The 19,186-nt window shown below is 60.0% G+C and carries 17 protein-coding genes; 11 read left to right on the forward strand and 6 right to left on the reverse strand.

Annotated features, from left to right (window positions below):
- The first annotated feature begins 51 nt into the window (after positions 1 to 51).
- From M8N44_RS07910 to yidC, 10 genes are all read left to right on the forward strand, one after another.
- Complete coding sequence (locus tag M8N44_RS07910) at positions 52 to 1,062, forward strand: aspartate-semialdehyde dehydrogenase (protein ID WP_022396022.1); 1,011 nt, start codon at positions 52 to 54, stop codon at positions 1,060 to 1,062.
- Between the two features lie 37 nt (positions 1,063 to 1,099).
- Entirely contained in the window at positions 1,100 to 1,996 is an 897-nt protein-coding gene (locus M8N44_RS07915; RefSeq protein ID WP_022396021.1) for a polyprenyl synthetase family protein, read from the forward strand.
- 15 nt (positions 1,997 to 2,011) lie between these two features.
- Positions 2,012 to 2,875, forward strand: a complete 864-nt coding sequence (gene nadC, locus M8N44_RS07920) for a carboxylating nicotinate-nucleotide diphosphorylase (protein WP_102728376.1) — start codon at positions 2,012 to 2,014, stop codon at positions 2,873 to 2,875.
- Positions 2,876 to 2,895: 20 nt separating this feature from the next.
- Complete coding sequence (gene pdxH, locus M8N44_RS07925) at positions 2,896 to 3,534, forward strand: pyridoxamine 5'-phosphate oxidase (protein WP_022396019.1); 639 nt, start codon at positions 2,896 to 2,898, stop codon at positions 3,532 to 3,534.
- On the forward strand, positions 3,531 to 4,367 hold the full coding sequence (locus M8N44_RS07930) for a D-hexose-6-phosphate mutarotase (RefSeq protein ID WP_102728375.1): 837 nt from the start codon (positions 3,531 to 3,533) through the stop codon (positions 4,365 to 4,367). Before pdxH ends, M8N44_RS07930 begins: the two co-directional genes overlap by 4 nt.
- 283 nt (positions 4,368 to 4,650) lie before the next feature.
- Positions 4,651 to 6,762, forward strand: a complete 2,112-nt coding sequence (locus tag M8N44_RS07935) for a glutamine synthetase III family protein (RefSeq protein WP_102728440.1) — start codon at positions 4,651 to 4,653, stop codon at positions 6,760 to 6,762.
- A 210-nt stretch (positions 6,763 to 6,972) separates the two neighbouring features.
- Positions 6,973 to 7,158 (forward strand): 50S ribosomal protein L34, encoded by a 186-nt coding sequence (gene rpmH / locus M8N44_RS07940; protein WP_012420297.1) that lies wholly within the window; start codon positions 6,973 to 6,975, stop codon positions 7,156 to 7,158.
- Between the two features lie 62 nt (positions 7,159 to 7,220).
- Positions 7,221 to 7,592, forward strand: a complete 372-nt coding sequence (gene rnpA / locus M8N44_RS07945) for a ribonuclease P protein component (protein WP_180970901.1) — start codon at positions 7,221 to 7,223, stop codon at positions 7,590 to 7,592.
- A complete protein-coding gene (gene yidD, locus M8N44_RS07950; RefSeq protein WP_022396015.1) occupies positions 7,589 to 7,837 on the forward strand; it encodes a membrane protein insertion efficiency factor YidD in 249 nt (82 codons plus the stop codon). The genes rnpA and yidD overlap by 4 nt, the downstream gene beginning before the upstream one ends.
- A gap of 54 nt (positions 7,838 to 7,891) precedes the next feature.
- Entirely contained in the window at positions 7,892 to 9,787 is a 1,896-nt protein-coding gene (gene yidC / locus M8N44_RS07955) for a membrane protein insertase YidC (RefSeq protein WP_249853089.1), read from the forward strand.
- Positions 9,788 to 10,652: 865 nt separating this feature from the next.
- On the opposite strand, the gene ispF is transcribed toward yidC, so the two are convergent.
- The 6 genes from ispF to M8N44_RS07985 are packed head-to-tail and all read right to left on the reverse strand — an operon-like array spanning position 10,653 to position 17,502.
- Positions 10,653 to 11,162, reverse strand: coding sequence for a 2-C-methyl-D-erythritol 2,4-cyclodiphosphate synthase (gene ispF / locus M8N44_RS07960; protein WP_102728374.1), 510 nt, complete (start codon positions 11,160 to 11,162; stop codon positions 10,653 to 10,655).
- A gap of 26 nt (positions 11,163 to 11,188) precedes the next feature.
- The gene (locus M8N44_RS07965) at positions 11,189 to 11,953 is read right to left on the reverse strand and encodes an inositol monophosphatase family protein (protein ID WP_102722791.1); all 765 of its coding nucleotides are present in this window, start codon (positions 11,951 to 11,953) and stop codon (positions 11,189 to 11,191) included.
- 30 nt (positions 11,954 to 11,983) lie between these two features.
- Entirely contained in the window at positions 11,984 to 13,774 is a 1,791-nt protein-coding gene (locus tag M8N44_RS07970; protein WP_102728373.1) for a transglycosylase domain-containing protein, read from the reverse strand.
- A 24-nt stretch (positions 13,775 to 13,798) separates the two neighbouring features.
- Positions 13,799 to 16,231, reverse strand: a complete 2,433-nt coding sequence (locus tag M8N44_RS07975) for a tetratricopeptide repeat protein (RefSeq protein ID WP_102728372.1) — start codon at positions 16,229 to 16,231, stop codon at positions 13,799 to 13,801.
- Positions 16,228 to 16,674, reverse strand: coding sequence for an ExbD/TolR family protein (locus M8N44_RS07980; RefSeq protein ID WP_022396008.1), 447 nt, complete (start codon positions 16,672 to 16,674; stop codon positions 16,228 to 16,230). Before M8N44_RS07980 ends, M8N44_RS07975 begins: the two co-directional genes overlap by 4 nt.
- Before the next feature lie 36 nt (positions 16,675 to 16,710).
- Positions 16,711 to 17,502, reverse strand: coding sequence for a MotA/TolQ/ExbB proton channel family protein (locus M8N44_RS07985; protein WP_022396007.1), 792 nt, complete (start codon positions 17,500 to 17,502; stop codon positions 16,711 to 16,713).
- A 112-nt stretch (positions 17,503 to 17,614) separates the two neighbouring features.
- Here M8N44_RS07985 and M8N44_RS07990 point away from each other — a divergent pair, with 112 nt between their 5' ends.
- Entirely contained in the window at positions 17,615 to 19,183 is a 1,569-nt protein-coding gene (locus M8N44_RS07990) for an excinuclease ABC subunit UvrC (RefSeq protein WP_257228257.1), read from the forward strand.
- The last annotated feature ends 3 nt before the right edge of the window (positions 19,184 to 19,186 follow it).

A 19,186-nucleotide genomic window follows, 5' to 3' on the forward strand; every position in this document is an offset into this window, starting at 1 on the left:
CTTTATCATCATACCCATGCGGACCGAATTCCGCCATTTTCTGACACAACCATGAACCAAGCACCCCATGTTGCCATCGTCGGCGCCACCGGAGCGGTGGGCGTTGAGATCCTGTCCTGCCTGGAAACACGCAACTTTCCCGTAGGCTCCCTGAAGCTTCTGGCCTCCGCCCGGTCCGCCGGAAAACAGGTCGCCTTCCGGGGAGAAATGCTGACTGTGGAAGAATTGACGGAAAAATCCTTTGACGGCGTGGACATCGCCCTGTTCAGCGCAGGCGGCGGCATTTCCCTGAAGTTCGCCCCCATTGCCGCGGCCGCGGGCTGCGTGGTCATCGACAATTCCTCCGCCTTCCGCCAGGACCCGGACGTGCCCCTTGTGGTGCCGGAAATCAACCCGGAAGCGGCCCTCAACCACCCCCGCAACATCATCGCCAACCCGAACTGCACCACCATCATTACGCTGATGGCCCTCTTCCCCCTGCACCAGCGCTTCGGGCTGAAAACCGTCATCGCCTCCAGCTACCAGGCGGTTTCCGGAAGCGGGCAGCACGGCATTGCGGAACTGGAATCCCAGGTGCGCGCCGTGGTGGACGGCCATCCCGTGGTGAAAAACGTTTATCCGCACCAGATCGCCTTCAACCTTCTTCCCCAGATCGACTCCTTCACGGAAAGCGGCTACACGAAGGAAGAGCTTAAAATGCTCAATGAAGGCCGCAAAATCCTTTCCCTTCCCGACCTCAAGGTGACGTGCACCTGCGTGCGCGTGCCCGTGTACCGCTCCCATTCCATTTCCGTGACTGCCCAGTTTGAGCAGCCTGTGGATGTGGAAACGGCTCGCCGCGCCTATGACGGAAAACCCGGCGTCGCCGTGATGGACAATCCCTCGGAAGGCGTGTGGCCCACCCCGCTGGACAGCACCAACGGGGACACCTGCTACGTGGGGCGCATGCGCATGGACATGGCGATCGACAATGCCCTGACCCTCTGGGTCGTGGGCGACCAGGTCCGGAAAGGGGCAGCCCTGAACGCCGTACAGATTGCGGAACTTCTGGTCGGCCGCTGAACTATATCTACTATCCCCGCACCCATTCCTTAACGTCATGTGTGAAGAACAATCCCTGAACGACTACATTACAGAACAGTGCGCCTTGATTGACGCCGCGCTGGACAGGCTTCTGCCCGCAGAGGACGAAAGCCCTGAAACCATCCACAAGGCCATGCGCTACAGCATGTTCGCGGGCGGCAAGAGAATGCGCCCCGTGCTCTGCCTGGCGGCCGCGGAAGCCTGCGGCGGTCTGGCGGTGAATGCCCTGGTGCCCGCCTGCGCCGTGGAAATGATGCACACGTATTCCCTTATTCATGACGACCTGCCGGCCATGGACAATGACGACCTGCGCCGCGGCAAGCCCACCAGCCACAAGGCCTTCGGGGAAGGGGTAGCCATTCTGGCGGGAGACGCCCTGCTGACGGAAGCCTTTGCCGTGATCGCCCAGGTGGACGACACGGAACGCTACACTGTCCGGGATTATGTCCGGGAACTGGCGGCTACCGGCGGCAGCACGATGCTCATCGGCGGCCAGATTCTGGACCTGGAAGGGGAGCACAAGCAGCTCTCCGAACCGGAAGTGCGCGCCGTGTACGAAGGGAAGACGGCGGCCCTGCTGACCACGGCCCTCCGCTTCGGCGCCATGTCCGCGAACGCCACGGAAGCCCAGTTGGAAGCCGTCACGGACTTCGGCTACAACCTTGGCCTCGCCTTCCAGGTAATTGATGACATTCTGGACCTGACCGCCTCCACGGAAAAGCTCGGCAAGACCGCCGGCAAGGACGTGAACGCCCAGAAATCCACCTGCCCGGCCCTGATAGGCATGGACGGAGCCCGTTCCGAAGCGAAATGCCGCACCCAGGCGGCCCTGGACGCCCTGATGATCTTCCCGGAAGAACGCCGCACCCGCCTGGTGGAACTGGCCAACTATCTCCTCAACCGCGAATATTAAGCCGCATTTTCTTTCATGCCCGCAGAAACCGTATCCGACAACGTGGAAACCCTGATCAATCTGGCGCTGGCCGAAGACTTCGGCCCCGGGGATGTGACTTCCACATACTTCGTCCCGGAACACCTGACCGCCAGAGCCATTCTGACGCCCCGGAAAAAGGGCGTTCTTTCCGGCGTCAACGTGGCGGCGGAAGTCTTCCGCAAGGTGGACCCCTCCCTGAAGGTGGAAGTCTACCTGCATGACGGGGAGGCCGTGGCGCCCGGCGCCGTGGTGATGCTCATTGAAGGCTCCGCCCGCTCCATCCTGGGAGCGGAACGCACTGCGCTCAACTTCATCCAGCGCCTTTCCGGCGTAGCCACGCTCACCAGGAAATACGTGAAGGCCGTTTCCCACACCAGCGCCCGCATCCTGGACACCCGCAAGACCACTCCCGGCTACCGCCTGCTGGAAAAGGCAGCCGTGGCCCACGGCGGAGGCACCAACCACCGCATGGGCCTTTATGACCGCGCCATGGTGAAGGACAACCACCTGATGACGGACGGCAACACGGAACACCTCCAGCAGTGCATCAACAGGCTGCGCGCGGAAAAGCCCGGCGTGGAAATCCAGCTGGAAGCGGACACTCTGGAACAGGTGGAAGCCTTCCTCAAGCTGGAAGGAGTGGACCACATTCTTCTGGACAACATGACGCCGGAGATGCTGAAGCAGGCCGTCGCCATGCGCGGCGACCGCGCCACACCCCTGATAGAAGCCAGCGGGGGCGTCAACCTGGACACGGTGGCCGCCATTGCGGAATCCGGCGTGGACTTCGTTTCCGTGGGCTACGTCACCCACTCCGCCCCCTCCCTGGACCTGGGGCTGGATTTCAGCGTGGAATAACACTTACCTTTCACCCTATCATGGACCTGTCCAATTTCAGAGAAGAATACCTCAAGGGCCAGCTTCACAGAAAAGACCTGGCGGAAAACCCCTTTGAACAATTCCAGACCTGGTTTGAACAGGCCCTGAAAGCGGACATTCCGGAACCCAACGCCTTTTCCCTGGCTACGGTGAACGCCCACGGCAGGCCCTCCCTGCGTACGGTGCTGCTCAAATACTTTGACCAGACAGGCTTCGTCTTTTTCACCAACTACGGCAGCCACAAGGCCCATGACATTGAAGAAAACCCGCAGGTCTGCATGATGCTGCCATGGGTGATGCTGGAACGCCAGGTCATCATTTACGGGAAGGCCGTCAAGGTTTCCCGCGCGGAATCCCTGAAATACTTCCTCACCCGTCCCAAGGAATCCCAGCTTGGCGCGTGGGTCTCTCAGCAAAGCTCCGTCATCTCCGGAAGAAAACTGCTGGAAATGAAGCTGATGGAGCTGAAAAACAAATTCTCCAAGGGAGAAATCCCCCTGCCCTCCTTCTGGGGCGGCTACCGGATCATTCCGGACACCTTTGAATTCTGGCAGGGCGGTCCCGGCCGCGTTCACGACCGTTTCATGTACAAGCTCCAGGAAAACGGTTCCTGGACGATCGAACGCCTCCAGCCATGATTACCCGGCGAGCAACAGACCAGGGAGTCACTTTCCTGGACGTGGAAACACCGCTCTGTACAGCCACCCTGTGCCTGCAAGGGGCGCACCTCACGTCATGGAAGCCGGAGGGGCAGGAAGAATGCCTCTTCCTTTCCCCCAATGCGGTCTTTGCGCCCGGCAAAGCCATCCGCGGCGGCATTCCCGTCTGCTGGCCCTGGTTCGGTCCGCGGAAGGGCGAACCGTCCCACGGCGTGGCGCGCACCTCGGAATGGCGCCTCCATCACCAGGAGACGGACAAGCGGGGGAACGCCCTGCTTTCCCTGGCCTTCTATCCGGAAGACGAATCCTACCCCGCCGCCATCCTGCGCCTGGCGCTGGGCCGCACGCTGGCCATGAAGCTGGAAACCACCGCCCGCATGCAGCCCTGCAAGCTCACGGAAGCCTTTCACAACTACTTTGCCGTCGGCAACCTGACCAAATGCCGCGTACACGGGCTGGACGACGTACCGTTCCGGGAAGAAGCGGCCCAGCCCATGAAGCACGGAGAACGCCCGCTGGCCCCCCTGGGGTGCCTGGACCGCGTTTACGACTGCCCGGCCTGTTCCGGGAAAATCGTGCTGGAAGACTTCGTGCTGAACCGCGCCATCACCGTGGAGCGGGACCACGCCTCTTCCGTCATCATCTGGAACCCGGGACAGCAGGGAGCCGGAAACATGGCGGATCTGGGCGCGGAATCCTGGAACAAATTCCTGTGCGTGGAAATGGGCAATGCCGATTCCCGTTGCATTCCCCTCGCCTCCGGACAATCCCACACCCTGTGCCAGAAAATCACGGTGGGACCGCTGGAATAGCAGGCATTCCCCCTCCCTTCCGCCTCCGGATGAACGGACGGCTGGCAGGAAACCCCATGCGCGGGGAATGACCTCCCAGGCCGTTCCGTACCGCTTCCGGACAGGGGAGCATGAAGAACGGCAGCCTTTCCGTCCTCCCCTTCAAAAGGTGAAATTGGACTCCCCCGGAACTTTTGTTCCCTGAATCATCCCTCCGTGGAGCTCTCCGGCAGGATTCGGCTTGCAAAAACCCCCCTTTTAAGGTTTGGTAGATTCCGAGCCTTTTGGCGCGTTCCCTACCAAGATGCATACAAACCCACCTTCCGATGTTGGCAACGCCGCAACCTTCATTGCGGAAATTTACGGTCAGGATGTCTTCAACATGGAGACCATGCGCAACTACCTGCCCCGTCCCGTCTACAAGAAACTGCTGGCTACCATCCGCAAGGACGAAAAGCTGGACCCGGACATTGCCAATGAAGTGGCCCAGGCCATGATGACGTGGGCTCTGGAAAAGGGCGCCAGCCATTACACCCACTGGTTCCAGCCCCTCAACGGAAGCACGGCGGAAAAGCATGACTCCTTCGTGGACGTGGACCCGGAAGGAAACCTGGAACTCAAATTCTCAGGAAAGAGCCTGGTTCAGGGCGAGCCGGACGCCTCCAGCTTCCCCTCCGGCGGCCTCCGCGCCACCTTTGAAGCCCGCGGCTACACTGCCTGGGATCCCACCAGCCCCGCCTTCATCAAGCGGACGGAAAACGGCGCAACCCTCTGCATCCCCACCGCCTTCTGCTCCTATAAGGGACAGGCGCTGGACAAAAAGACTCCCCTTCTCCGCTCCATGACCGCCGTCACCCGCCAGGCCAGGCGCCTGCTGTCCTGCTTCGGCGGCCCGTCCAACATCCACGTCAGCGCCGATCTGGGCGCGGAGCAGGAATACTTCCTGGTGGACAAGCAGCTTTACGCCCTGCGCCCGGACCTGATGATGTGCGGCCGCACCCTCTTCGGCAACGTCCCCCCCAAGCACCAGCAGATGGAAGACCACTACTTCGGCTCCATCAAGGACCGCGTGCTGGAATTCATGGTGGACGTGGACGAAGCCCTCTGGAAACTTGGCATTCCGGCCAAAACGCGCCACAATGAAGTTGCGCCCGGCCAGTTTGAAATTGCGCCCATCTTTGAAAGCCAGAACCTGGCCGTGGACCACAACATGCTGGTCATGGAAGTGCTCCGCAAGACCGCCAACAAGCATGACATGGTCTGCCTGCTGCATGAAAAGCCCTTCTCCGGCATGAACGGCTCCGGCAAGCACAACAACTGGTCCCTCTCCGCGCCCGGTTACGGCAGCCTGCTCAACCCGGGTTCCAGCCCGCAGGAAAACGCCATCTTCCTCACCCTGCTCTGCGCCACGATCAAGGCCGTGGACGAACACGCGGACCTGCTGCGCGCCTCCGTCGCCAAATCCGGAAACGAACACCGCCTGGGTGCCCATGAAGCGCCTCCGGCCATCATCTCCATCTTTCTGGGGGATCTGCTGGATGAAATCATTGAGCAGATTGAAAAGGGCGGCACCAAAAAGGCGTGCACCCAGAAAACCATCAACATCGGCGTGGATACCCTGCCGATGTTCCCCCTGGACGCCTCCGACAGGAACCGCACCAGCCCCTTCGCCTTCACGGGCAATAAATTCGAATTCCGCGCCGTAGGCTCCTCCCAGACCTGCGCCTGGCCCATGACGGTGCTCAACACCATCGTGGCGGAAAGCCTGGATGAAATCTGCACCATCCTGGAACCCGTCAAGGACAAGCCGGAGGAATTCCATGCCACGCTGAACAAGCTGCTTCAGAACATCATCAAGAAGCACAAGCGCATCCTTTTCAGCGGAGACGGCTACGGGGAAGCCTGGATTGAAGAAGCGGAACGCCGCAAACTGCCCAACGTTCCCGGCACCATTGAAGCCCTGGCCGCGCTGGAAACGCCCAAGGCCAAGACCCTCTTTGAAAAATACAAGGTGGTCAGCCCCGTGGAGCTCCACGCCCGCCATGAAATCCAGACGGAAATATTCCACAAGGAAATCAGCATTGAAGCGGAAACCGCCCTTCTGATGGTGGAAACCCTCTACATCCCCGCCGTGACGGAACAGCTCACGCAGCTCACCACCGCCATAGCCCAGATGAAAGCCGCCGGAATCAAGGCGGGCATGAAAGCCACCGCGGACCGCGCCAACCAGATCGGCACGCTGCTGGACCTTCTCCCCACCCAGGTGCAGGAACTCCGCCGCGCCGTGGACAAAGCCGAGACGAAGGTCATCCAGACGGGCATGGACAATCTGAGAAGCACCATCGACATGCTGGAAAGCCTGACGGACGCAGACCTGTGGCCCGTTCCCACCTATGCGGAACTGCTCTTTCTGTAAAACAAAGGGCTCCCTCCGGAACAGAAAATAACTGGCTATCAACCATAAACATCACTTATTCCAGTACCTTCCCCAAGAAAAAGGGCAAATTAATCGCCTGACGGATTGACAAAACAGCCAAAATAGTTATCCTTTCCGTCCGGTTGTGCATAGGCCGCTTAGACGGACGGCACTGAATCTAGTAATTCACAAGAAGCATCTTTCAACATCATGAGCAAGAGGACTTATCAACCATCCAAGCGTTGCCGCAAGCGTCAGTTCGGATTCCGTGCACGCATGGCTACCAAGAACGGAGCAGACATCATTCGCCGCCGCCGCGCCAAAGGCCGCAAGCGCCTGCTTCCCAAGGGAGCCGAAATCCAGTACAAGCGCCATACCATCCAGCACGGCCGTTAATTCAGCCGCCAGGACTTGGTTAACGCCTCCTTGGAACTTTTTCACGGGCCGACCCGCGGGAGATGCGTCTTACTCGTCAACAAAGCATGACCAGGGCATTCCAATTTGCCCGGGTGCGCAACGAGGGACCATCCGTAGCAGGTCGGCTTATTGTTTTAAGTGCAGCCCCGCTGGAACATCCGGAGGAACCCTCCAAATTCGGCATCATCTGCACGAAAAAAATCGGCTGCGCCGTCGTCCGCAACAAGCTGCGGAGACGCGTACGGGAAATCCTGAGGGCGCACGGAGCCCCCTTTGAACACGGCGTGCACCTGGTGTGCGTCCTCCGCTGGCGGGCCGTGGAAGCCAGCTATGCAGACCTGGAGCGGGACTGGCAGAAAGCCGCCCGCAAGCTCAAACTTCAACTTCTTTCCCGGGAACAAGACAAAGCATGATGAAATGGCTGCTCATTGCCCTGGTACGGGGCTACCAAACCTTCATCAGCGCCCCCCTGCATGCGCTGGGGGGCCCCGGCAGCGGCTGCCGCTATACTCCCTCCTGTTCCCAGTACTTCATCCAGGCCGTCCGGGTCCATGGAGCCTGGCGCGGCTTTCTTCTTGGCTCATGGCGCATTTTAAGATGCAACCCGTGGGGCGGTTCAGGGTATGATCCCGTGCCTCCGGCCCGCACGCCGCATTAAATTACCTTTCTCTCCCCTCCCTCCCAACCAACTTCAATCAAGCTATATCACATTATGGATCGCACAGCATGGATCGTCATAGGCGTTTGCGCCGCCCTTCTGGGCCTGAACATTTACATGGGCAACAATAAAAAGGAAGAGCCCGTCCCCGCCGCCCCCGCCCCCGCCCAGCAGACGGCCGCCGCCCCGGCAAGCGCCCCGGCTCCCGGAGCACAGGCGCCCGCCGCTCCCAGCGCCCCGGAACAGCCTTCCGTCAACAAGGCCCTTGAAGAAGACAAGACCAGCCCGATCACGCTGACGGCCACGCAGGAAGCGGACGGCAAGCAGGAACCCTTCATCACGTACACCTTCAACCGCATCGGCGGCTCCATCGGCGCCGTTACCCTCCACAACGACATTGTGGACTCCCAAAAAGTCGCGGACCACAACATCACCATCAACGAAGCCCAGCAGAGGGGCATTGGCGAGCTCGTCTTCAACATGGACGCCACCCAGGACCCGTCCTATGACAACACCGTGTACAAGGAAGTCAGCCGCACGGCGGACTCCGTCACCCTGGAGGGCTATGATCCCGCACGGCAGCTCTTCATCTCCAAGACCTACACCCTGCACCCCGTCAAGAATCTGGAAGGAAAAGTACTGCCCGGCAGCAAGTACCTCATCCGTCTGACCGTCTCCCTGCTCAACAAATCCCCCAACGTCCAGGATCTGCGCTACATGGGCATCTTCGGCGGCAGCGCCTACCCCATCGCCAAGAGTGAACCGAAGGACACCTACACCCACTTCTTCTACCATGCGGACGGTTCCCTGGAACAGGAAGTGCCCTCCTACTTCACGGGCGGCTTTTTCAGCACCGCAAAGGCACGCGTCCTGGAAGGCCCCTTGCAGGACCTGACCTATGCCGGCGTGATGAGCCAGTACTACGCCACCATTCTTCTTCCCCAGAACGAATCCAAGGGCTCCACCGTGTACGCCACCCGCCAGGAATTCCCGCTGGCGCATGAAAACAACACGCTGGTGCCCGGCGTCACCGTAGCCATGGGCATCCCCAACCTGACCATGGCGCCCAACGAAATAAAGACGCTCACCTACGACATCTACACCGGTCCCAAATTCAACGCCTACCTGCGCGACCTGAACCTCACCTACCCCGCCATCAGCGACATCATGGCGTACGGCTGGCTCGTCTTCCTGAGCGTGCCGATGAACTGGCTGCTCAACCTCTTCCACGGATGGTTCGGAAACTGGGGCGTGGCCATCATCTGCATGACCATCGTCGTCCGCGCGCTCATCTGGCCGCTGCACAAGAAATCCTACATGGCCATGAAGCGCATGTCCCTGGTTCAGCCGGAGATGGCCAAGCTTAAGGAAAAATATCCGGACGACCCCCAGAAGGTGAACATGGAGATGATGAAGCTGTACCAGAAATACGGCATCAACCCTGCCAGCGGCTGCGTGCCCATGCTCATCCAGATCCCCATCTTCTTCGCCTTCTACCGCGTGCTCCAGTATTCCGCGGAGCTGAGGGGCCAGCCCTTCTGCCTGTGGATGACGGACCTGTCCCTGCCCGACACCGTAGGCCACCTGTTCGGCATCCCGATCAACATCCTGCCCCTCATCATGGCCGTGACCATGATTGTCCAGATGCGGATGACCCCGCAGGCGGGCGAACGCTCCCAGCGCATCATCATGAACCTGATGCCCCTGATGTTCTTCCTGTTCTGTTATAACTTCGCTTCCGCCCTGGCCCTGTACTGGACCACGCAGAACCTGATTTCCATCGGCCAGACGGCCCTCATCCGCCGCCTGCCCATGCCCGTGCTCTCCGCCGCCAAAAAGAAGAAGCCCGGCTTCTTCCAGAGGATGATGGACCAGCAGCGCGTGGCCCTGGAGGAACAGCAGCGCAAGGCCAAGGGCCGCAACATGCGCAACATAACGCCCAAGAAGTAGGGGCGCGCCTTTACTCTCTCTTCCCTGCAAGTGCGGCTGTTCACACGGCCGCACTTTTTTATTGGGGCGGATGATGGAAAGAAAATCCCTCCATGACAAGCGCTGGAAGAAAAGGGAAATTTCCATACGGCAGCCCCCTCAAAAAAACCGGACTCCTCCATTCGGAGAAGCCCGGTTTTCCTCGTCATATATTCTTTGTGTAGCTAATTGGAGCGGCCCGGCAGAAAATGCCAAACACCCACCAGAATCAACTTAGCGAATTTGGAATCCGGTATGGATTCCATAGCCGGAAATACTGCCCTTCGCTATGCTCCAAAACGGTCCAAATTGACGCTCCGCCAATATTTCTCCCATCTCCTTTTCACAGCCGCATATCGCCCCGGGAGACAGGGCATCCCGGTCCTGATGGACCGCCTGTGGAGAGGCCCGGGGGCTATTGGATAAGAAGCTTCCGCTGCGCTACAGAAAGAGTTTCAACAACGAAAGGAGGGAGCCTTCCGTTCCCAGGCGCCGCAACCGCAAAACCGCCCTCCATCAATATTCCACCGTTCCCTTTCACAGCCGCATACCGTCCGGGAGACAGGGCACCCGGCTCTGATGGCTACCGCCGCCGAAGTGTAAAGACGGTTATTAATGATTGCCGGAACGAAAAGAAAGCCCGTCACATCACGAACTCCCTATGGCAATTCCCAGGATATTGGCAAGTTCAATCCCCTGAAAACGTTTTTCTTTCAGTTTTGTAGGCTTGACTCCGGATTCCAAATCCGTCTGCCGCTCTAAAGCCTGAACCCCAGCCTGCGGCACAGCCGCCCCCGCACCCCTTCTGAAAAAAGAGCCCAAAAAAGGAAATATGGCGGACGTCTTCTTACGGCGCAGTCAAATCTTCCGGCATCAGAATAGCCGCCACGGCAAAGGCGGCGATGCCTTCCCGGCGGCCCAGCGCGCCGAGCTGTTCATTGGTGGTGGCCTTCACCCCCACGCGCGCCGGAGAGATGCCCAGGGCGGTTCCCAGGGCGCCCTTCATCTGTTCCAGGTAGGGAGAGATGCGCGGAGCTTCCGCAATCAGGGAGGAATCCACGTTCACCACGCGGCCGCCGCGCTCACGAATCAGGGAAACGGCCTTCGCCACGATGTCCAGGGAAGAAATATCCTTGCAGCCAGGGTCTCCCGGCGGGAACCAGTAGCCGATGTCCGGCAATCCGGCCGCACCCAGCAGCGCGTCTGCAATGGCGTGGCACAAAACGTCCGCATCGGAATGGCCGTCCAGCCCGCGGGCGGAAGGAATGTGCACGCCGCCCAGCATCAGGGGACGCGGAGCTTCCGCAAAACGGTGGATGTCATATCCCAGCCCGGTCAGTGCAATCATGTCTTTCATACAATACTGCGGCAATGTCGTTCAAGTTATTCGTCCAGCGCTTCCATGATCGGAATGCGGCCGTTCCAGGCGACGATGGCGAATTGTTCCGGATTGTCCTCCTTTGGTTCCAGGACAACCTTCCCTCCCGCAGCTTCCACCAGCAGAACCCCGGCGGCGATGTCCCAGATGGAAATGACGCTTTCCACATAGGCGTCAAACCTGCCGCAGGCAATATACGCCAGAGCCAGGGCCGCGGAACCGTTGTTGCGCACCTTGCGTACCTGCCAGGCGATTTTTGCGAAGCGTTCGATTCCCTTTTCCTTGGAACCGTCCGTCTTGCCGTGTCCCACGAACACCACGGCCTCCGCCATCTTTTCCCGGCGGCTGCAATGCATGGGATGGTCATTCATGTACGGAATGCCTCCCTTTTCCACATGCCAGCATTCGTCCATCATGGGATCGTAAATCACGCCCAGCACTATTTCCCCGCGGCGGCGCAGGGCGATGGAGACGCAGAACCAGGGAATGGTGTAAAAGTAATTCACCGTCCCGTCAATAGGGTCCACAATCCATTCATATTCACTGTTGCGGTCTCCGGTATACCCTTCCTCGCCCAAAACGGCGTGGGTGGGGAACACGGAGAGGATTTCCTCCGTAATCAGTTTCTGGGAGAGCTTGTCCAGCTCCAGCTTGATGTCGTTCTGGCTGGCTTCATCCACCTTCTTCTGGTCGTAAAAATGCTTTTTCAGGAAGGCTCCGGCGGATTTGGCGGCCAGGATGGCCGCGGTCATTTCAGGTGAGTGGTTCATGATATTCTATTAATGGAAAATTGGATGCCATCAGGTGTCCTGCTCCGCAGGAGCTTCCTTCTCCCGGCGCTCCCGGACGGCTTTGCGGCGGTTTTCCTCCGCCCGGTCATACACTTCCCCGGCCAGCGCGGCGGAGGTCTTCGCCAGTGCGGAGGCAACGCCCTTCTTTTTATAGACGGCTTCATCCGGCTCGTCGAAGCCCACCCAGACAAAGACCGTGAAATAACGCCCCATGACGGCGGAGAAATGCCCCGTGTTTTCCGGCAGCCTGACATTGACGGACGTCTTCCTGGAGCGTTCGTCGTAACGGAAGGGAGGAAGGGCCGCTACCAGGTGGGCGGATTCACGCGGCAGGATTTCCCGGCGGCTTTCTTCCGGAGAGGGAGCGTTCACCATCACCAGGTTTTTCTTGGTGGTGCCCACCTGCCTGACGGAGGAAATCTGCACGTTGCGCCCGTCGTTGCCGATGAGGTACAGCGCATTGACGGCATGCGAGAGAGGCGCGCGGAACCTGCCGGCATACAAATCCGGGGAACGGGGAAGGTCCCCCTTGTACCCGGCCTTCTGCGCCGTTTCTATCACCGTATTGAACCCTACCCCGCGCCCGGTCACTTCAGGACTGCTGCGAATAACAGTCCTGCGCTGGTCCACGGCGCACAGGTTGACGACGGGGGTAAACAGGTCGCCGGGCATCACCATCGTCTGCCACCGGTCCACGCCGTCCAGCGCAGAGCGCCCCCCCGTCACGGCCAGCAGGTCCCCTTTGCGGGAATCCACGCACAGCACGGCTGCCTGCACGCAATTCTTCAACTGGTTGTCCACTCTCCTGGGCAGTCCGGCCCACACGGGGGAAGCTTCCAGCGCGGTCAGCGCAGGCTCGCTTATTTCCTCCACCATCCGCTGGAATTCCAAATCCAGCGTAGTCATTACAAAAATGCTGGAAGTTCCCTCCTGCTCGTCGCAGCAGTCCAGGTCACTCAGCTCACGGGAAATGACCAGGATGGGATAGGAGCCGGGACGCGCTTCCCGTTCTCCCGCCACCGTCATCGGTTCGCGGGACGCCTGCCATAGTTGTTCCTGGGTGATGAATTCGCACTCAAACATCCTTTCCAGCGTCGCGTTGCGCACCTTGACGGCCGCCTCCGGACTGTAAACCGGGTTGTAAATGGAAGGTCCGCGCACCAGCCCGGCCAGCGTGGCGCATTCCGCCAGCGTCAGGTCCGCTACTTTTTTGCCGAAGTACAAATCCGCCGCCTGCGCAATGCCGTAGCACTGCTGTCCGAAGTAAATGCGGTTCAGGTAGGCCGTCAGAATTTCATCCTTGGAGTATTTGCCTTCTATGCGGCGCGCCACGGCCATTTCCAGAACCTTGCGGTCCAGGGTCTTCCCCCCCAGTTCATAGCAATTCCGCGCCAGCTGCATCGTGATGGTGGAAGCCCCCTGCGCATAGGACAGCGTGGTCAGGTTCCGGCAAATGGAGCGGATGATGGAGGAATACACGATTCCTCCGTGATCGAAAAAGGCTTCGTCCTCCCGGGCAATGAAGGCATTCACCAGGTTGTCAGGCAGTTCATTGCGGGCCACATACACCCGGTCGTGGTCCGTCAGGGTGCCTATCCACTGGCCGTTGCGGTCATACGCGGCGCAATTTTCCAGTGGGGCCAGCACCTCGTCCAGTTCATACTGGTCCGCCCTCCAGGCGTAAACGAGCAGGACGATGATGAAGGCAATAGGAATGAGGCCCAGCCACAGCAGCAGACGGCCCAGATTGCGCGGCAGCAATCCGAACAGATCATACCATCTTTTACGCCTGTTCTCCATTCCGGTTCCGATCCTTGGGGACGCCTAGCGGGCATCCGGGGGCAGTGATTCGTCATCCTGCTTCCAATCCGGGAACTCCTTCTGCAGGCGCGCCCGGTACTGGGAAGCCTCCGACTTGCGGCCAGCCTTGTCCAGCGCTTCCGCCGCCTTGAACAGGGCCTTGGGTTTCAATTCGGCGTCATTGACGAACAACTCGGCCGTGACGCCGTAATGCTTGGCTGCTTCATCAAACTTTTTCTCCGCATAGGAAATGTCCCCCAGAACAATTTTCAGGGAGGCCATCAGGGGGCCTTCCACTCCCAGGGCCAGCGCTTCCTCCGCCGTCTTCCGGGCGTCCGAGTACTTGCCCAGCCCCAGCAGGATGGAGGCCTTGTCCAGCATGCCGTCCGCACGGCGGTAGGGCTGGTCCTCATCCTTCAGGAAGTTGTTGGAAGCCACCAGGGCGCGGTCATACTTCTTGAGCGCCAGGCGCACCTTCGCCAGGTTGCGCCAGATCACTTTCTTCACATTTTGAAGCTGGTCGTTCTGCGTAGCCCAGGTCATGTACTTGTCCGCCGTTTCCAGGTCCTTCATGCCATAGGCCTGAAGGCCCAGCCATGCGGGGATGACGTCCGGCACGCGGGCCACGGCGGAGGGGTTTTCCTTTTGCAGGGTTTCCAGGGCCTCCTTCAATTTATTCACGTCCTGGAGCTTGTGATAGGACAGAACGGAAAGCACATTGACCTGTTCCCCGTACTTCTGGGGGTCCAGCGTCTTGGCTTCCGCCATGTGGCTGATGGAGGATTTGAAGTCTCCCTGATCAAACGCCGCACGCCCCAGCAGGAAATGAGCTTCCGCCAGAGCGGCGGGGGACGCCTTCGGGAAATTCTGAATCAGGCCTTCATAATACTTGGCCATGTTCACCATATCCTGGCGGCCCGCATAAATCTGGGCGGCCCGCTGCCACGCGGCGGCGGCGGATTCCGCCTTCGGCCAGCGAGCGATCACCCGGTCAAAATCCATCAGGGCCTCCGCTTCCTTCTTGGTCTTGGCGTACATGTCCCCGCGCAGGGTCAGCGCCTCGCAAATGCGCGGGTCCCGCGGGAAATCGTTGATGAAATCCGTCAGCAGTTTGGCGGCCACGCCCCGGTTCCCGGCCTGGGCGATCGCCCACGCGCTCTTGTACAGGATATCCGCGCGCATCCTGGGGGGCACCTTGTCAAAATCAATGCTGGCGTAAAACCGGGCGGCATCCGCCGGATTGGTGTTGAACAGGTTCTCCGCGGCCATCAGGCGCACCATGTCGTGCAGTTCGCTGGTCGGAAAGGCCTTGGCGTAATGGTTCAGGAAGCTCTGTGCCCGCTGGGGAAGGTCCTTCTGCTTGAGTTCATTATAGCACAGCAGACGGTAAAAGGAGGCCTGCATGGCTTCCTGCGTATAGGGAACGGCCTTCTCCGCCTCCAGGAAGAAATCCGCCGCCTTCTGGTACTCCTTCAGCTTGTAGGCAGACTGGCCCAGAAGCATCAGCAGGCGCACCTGGCCGTCCTTGGTCGGCATCTTCATGTCCTTCTGCTGCTCGTGCTGGGAAAGGATCTCCTTGTACTTGCCCATGTTGTACAGCCCCAGCAGCAGCCCCATGCGGGCTTCCGGCGCCATTTCCTTCAGGGATTCGTCCTTCAAAAGCCGTTCATAGAGGTTCTGGGCCTCCGCGGTCTTTTTCAGCCTGGTTGCCAGCATGGCGGCCTGAAGGGTGGCGATGCCCCGGTTCCTGTCATCCACGCCTGGCGTTTCCAGCACCTTGCGGTATTCGGAATAGGCTTCACCCAGACGGCCCGTATCCGCACACAGGGCGGCATACCCCATCCGGGACACCAAAACAAATTTCGCATCCGCTTCCGGATTGCCTATCACCGCGCAGAACATGGTGGCGGCGGCGTCCGGATTCCCGCTGGCAAGAAACAGACGTCCCAGGCGGTACTGGGCGTCCACTTTCAAATCATTCTGTTCCGCATTGCGGACCACGAGCTGGTAATACTGGATAGCCTTGTCCGTTTCCCCGGCAGCGGAGGCGTCCGTCGCCAGGCGGTAGGCGGAAGCGGCAACCAGAGCCGGGCCGCCCGTCTGGGTCAGCCTGCGGAACAGGGTGTGCGCGTCCTCCTTCCTGCCGAGCTCCTCCAGGCACATGGCGGCGCGGTACTCCGCCAGGGGAGCCTGGGCGGACTGGGGGAAACGCTGGGCAAATTCAAGATACTTGCGCAGGCTCAAATCAAGCAGGCGGCCATATTCCTGCCGGTTTGCCTTCGTCGCCGGTTCCTGGGCCTGCTTGTACAGCATGTCCGCCATGTCCAGGGAATCCTGCTCCGGATTGGCGACCAGCGGACCGTCCGCAATGGGAGCGGCGTCCGGAATGTTTTCCTGCGCGGCGGCGAACGCCGCCAAAGTCATTAAACCTGCATTGATGAAAAGTAACGCTTTCATGAAGCCTGGGGGTTGGGAACATTGACGGAAGAGGGAGCCGGAGGCCGCGTGGAGAAGGAAACATTGTTCAGCCCGGCCTTCAGGCAGGCGTCCATCACATGCACCACCACGCCGGATTCCGCCTTCTCATCCACGCGGATGCGGACGAGCATGGTTTTATCCAGCCGGGCGACGGAAAGAAGCTTGTCCTCCAGCTGCGGCATGGTATACGCCTGGCGGTTGATCACCACGGTGCCGTCCTTCCGGATATTCACGATGATTTCATTGGAAACGTTTTCACCGGGCTTGGGAGTCTCCGCGGAGGGGAGGTTGATGGAAAGGTCCGGCTCGTCATCCTCAAACGTCTGGGTCACGATGAAAAACACCAGCAGCAGAAACACGATGTCCAGCATGGGCGCGAGCTGGAACCCGATGGGGCTGGGCATTTTATAGTGGAATTTCATACGTTCTTCCGGTGTGGTGGGGATGGCCGCTTCCGGCTAAAGCCCGCGCACGTCGCGCAGGGAGGTGGGGTCAACGGGAACCCTGGGAAGTTCTTCCTCATGGAAGGCTCCGGCTACGCCGGCACGCGGCTTCTGGAGCTGGGTGGCTACTACGGAAACGCTGTGCGTCACGGCGGCTTCCAGGTCCCCCACGCGCTTGTGAACGCGGCTGCGGAAGTACACATAGGCCAGGATGGCGGGGATCCCCAGCATCAGGCCGCCCGCGGTCGTAATCAGGGCTTCCGCCACGCCGCCCGCCATGTCGATGCGCTGCTTGCCGCCGGAGAAATCACCGTTGGCGATCTCAAAAAAGGTCTTCATCATCCCGACTACGGTTCCCAGCAGGCCCAGCATGGGAGCCAGGGCGCCGATGTCCGACAGCCAGGAAATCTGGCGGCTCAGGAAGCCCGCCTGGCGGCCGCCTTCCGCGGCGGCTATTTCCCTCACCTCCTCAAACTGGGCGGAAGGATTGCGCAGCATGAAACTGGCCACCGTCAGCATTACGCGCGCGTAGCAGGAGTCCCCATCCTTGCAAAGGATGGAAAGGCCCGTATAATCCCTCTTGCGGATGAAGGATTCCGCCTGCTCCACCAGCTTGGTGGGCAGAACGGCGGAGGCGCGGGTGGAAAAACAGCACATGACCAGCACCACCACCCCGGCGATGGATAACAGGAGCAGCGGCCACATGATGAAGCCGCCTTTCATAAACAGCTCGGAGAGGGGATAATTTCTATCTCCCACCACAAAGTCCATGGCGGCAGCCAGCGTGGTAAACGGTACAGGATTCATACAAAAGACGTAGGGGATTATACAGAAGAAGTCTTCCTAGGCAAGCCAAGTAGCCGTAATGCAGTACGTTTCCGCAGTTTCATTTCTTGCCGCATATGGCATAATAATCCCCGTGGCAGATCGTGAGAAACCATCTCTGAAGGAACTCTGGAGGCAAACTCCGCATAAACCCGGCGTTTACATCATGAAAGACGCCCTGGGGAATACCATTTACGTGGGCAAGGCCAAGGACCTCCACCGCCGCCTGGGCAACTACTTTTCCCCCACGGGGGCCACCCTGTCCAACCACAAGACAAGGGCGCTCATCAATGCCATTGCGTCATTCGACTACTTTGAAACCAGGAACGACCAGGAGGCTTTTCTGCTGGAAAGCAAGCTCATCAAGCAGTACCGCCCGCATTACAACATCCAGATGAAGGATGACAAGCGCTATCCCCTGCTGAAGATTCCCAAGGGGGAAAAACTGCCGCGCTTCCAGCTGGCGCGGGTGCGCAAGGACGACGGAGCGCGCTACTTCGGCCCCTTTGTCCACTCCCAGGCGCTTTACGCCACGCAGGAATGGCTGAACCGGCATTTCCGGCTGCGGACCTGCAAGGCCAAAAATCCGGGTCTCCACGAGTTCAAGCACTGCCATGCGGACGTGATACGCAACTGCTCCGCCCCGTGCATCGGGCGCATTTCCGTGAGCGACTATAACCGGAACTTCGACCAGGCGGCGCGCCTGCTGGAGGGGACCGGCAAAAAAAGCACTCTGGACGAGCTCACCCGGGAAATGATGCAGGCCTCCGACGAGCTGGACTTCGAGCGCGCAGCGTACCTGCGGGACATCCGGGACAACCTGGTCAAGGTTCTGGAGCCCGCGCGGCGGTTCCAGAAGGGAACGCCCAACCTGCCCGGCACCGTGCGCCCGGAAGAAGACATGAAGGAACTGGGGCTGGCCCTGGGCCTGGAAGAGCCTCCAGCCATCATGGAATGTTTTGATATTTCCAACGTCTCCTCCAACCACATCGTGGCCTCCATGGTGCGCTTCACCAACGGCAAACCGGACAACAAGGCCTACCGCCGCTACCGCATCCGCACGGTGGACGGGCAGAACGACTTCGCCTCCATGTCTGAAGTGATCCGGAGGCGCTACTCCCGCATTCTGGCGGAGAGCGACGCCGTAGCCTCACGGCCCGCAGACATGACCCTGTACCAGTGGCTCAAGAAGCTCAGCGGAGAAGGAAAAGCCCCCATCAAGGTTCCGGACCTGGTGGTGGTGGACGGCGGCAAAGGCCAGCTCTCCTCCGCCCTGGCCGATCTGGAAGCCATCGGACTGGGTGACATGCCCATCGTCGGCCTCGCCAAGCAGCGGGAGGAAATCTTCTTCCCCCACCAGCCACAGCCCCTCTGCCTGCCGCACAGCACGGGAGCCCTCAAGCTCATGCAGCGCATCCGCGACGAAGCCCACCGCTTCGCCAACGGCTATAACGAACTGCTTTACCGGAAGCGCATGCGGGAAAGCGCCCTGGACGACGCCCCGGGCATGAGCGCGGCAAAAAAAAGCATGCTGCTGGAAAAATTCAAGTCCGTGGCCGCCATCAAAAGGGCGGACCCGGCTTCCATCGCCGCCATCCGCGGCATTTCGGAAACCTGGGCCCGCAACCTGCTGAACTACCTCAATTCATCCTCCAACTCCTGACTT

Origin of the sequence: Akkermansia massiliensis (assembly GCF_023516715.1) — a bacterium.
Classification (GTDB): domain Bacteria; phylum Verrucomicrobiota; class Verrucomicrobiia; order Verrucomicrobiales; family Akkermansiaceae; genus Akkermansia; species Akkermansia massiliensis.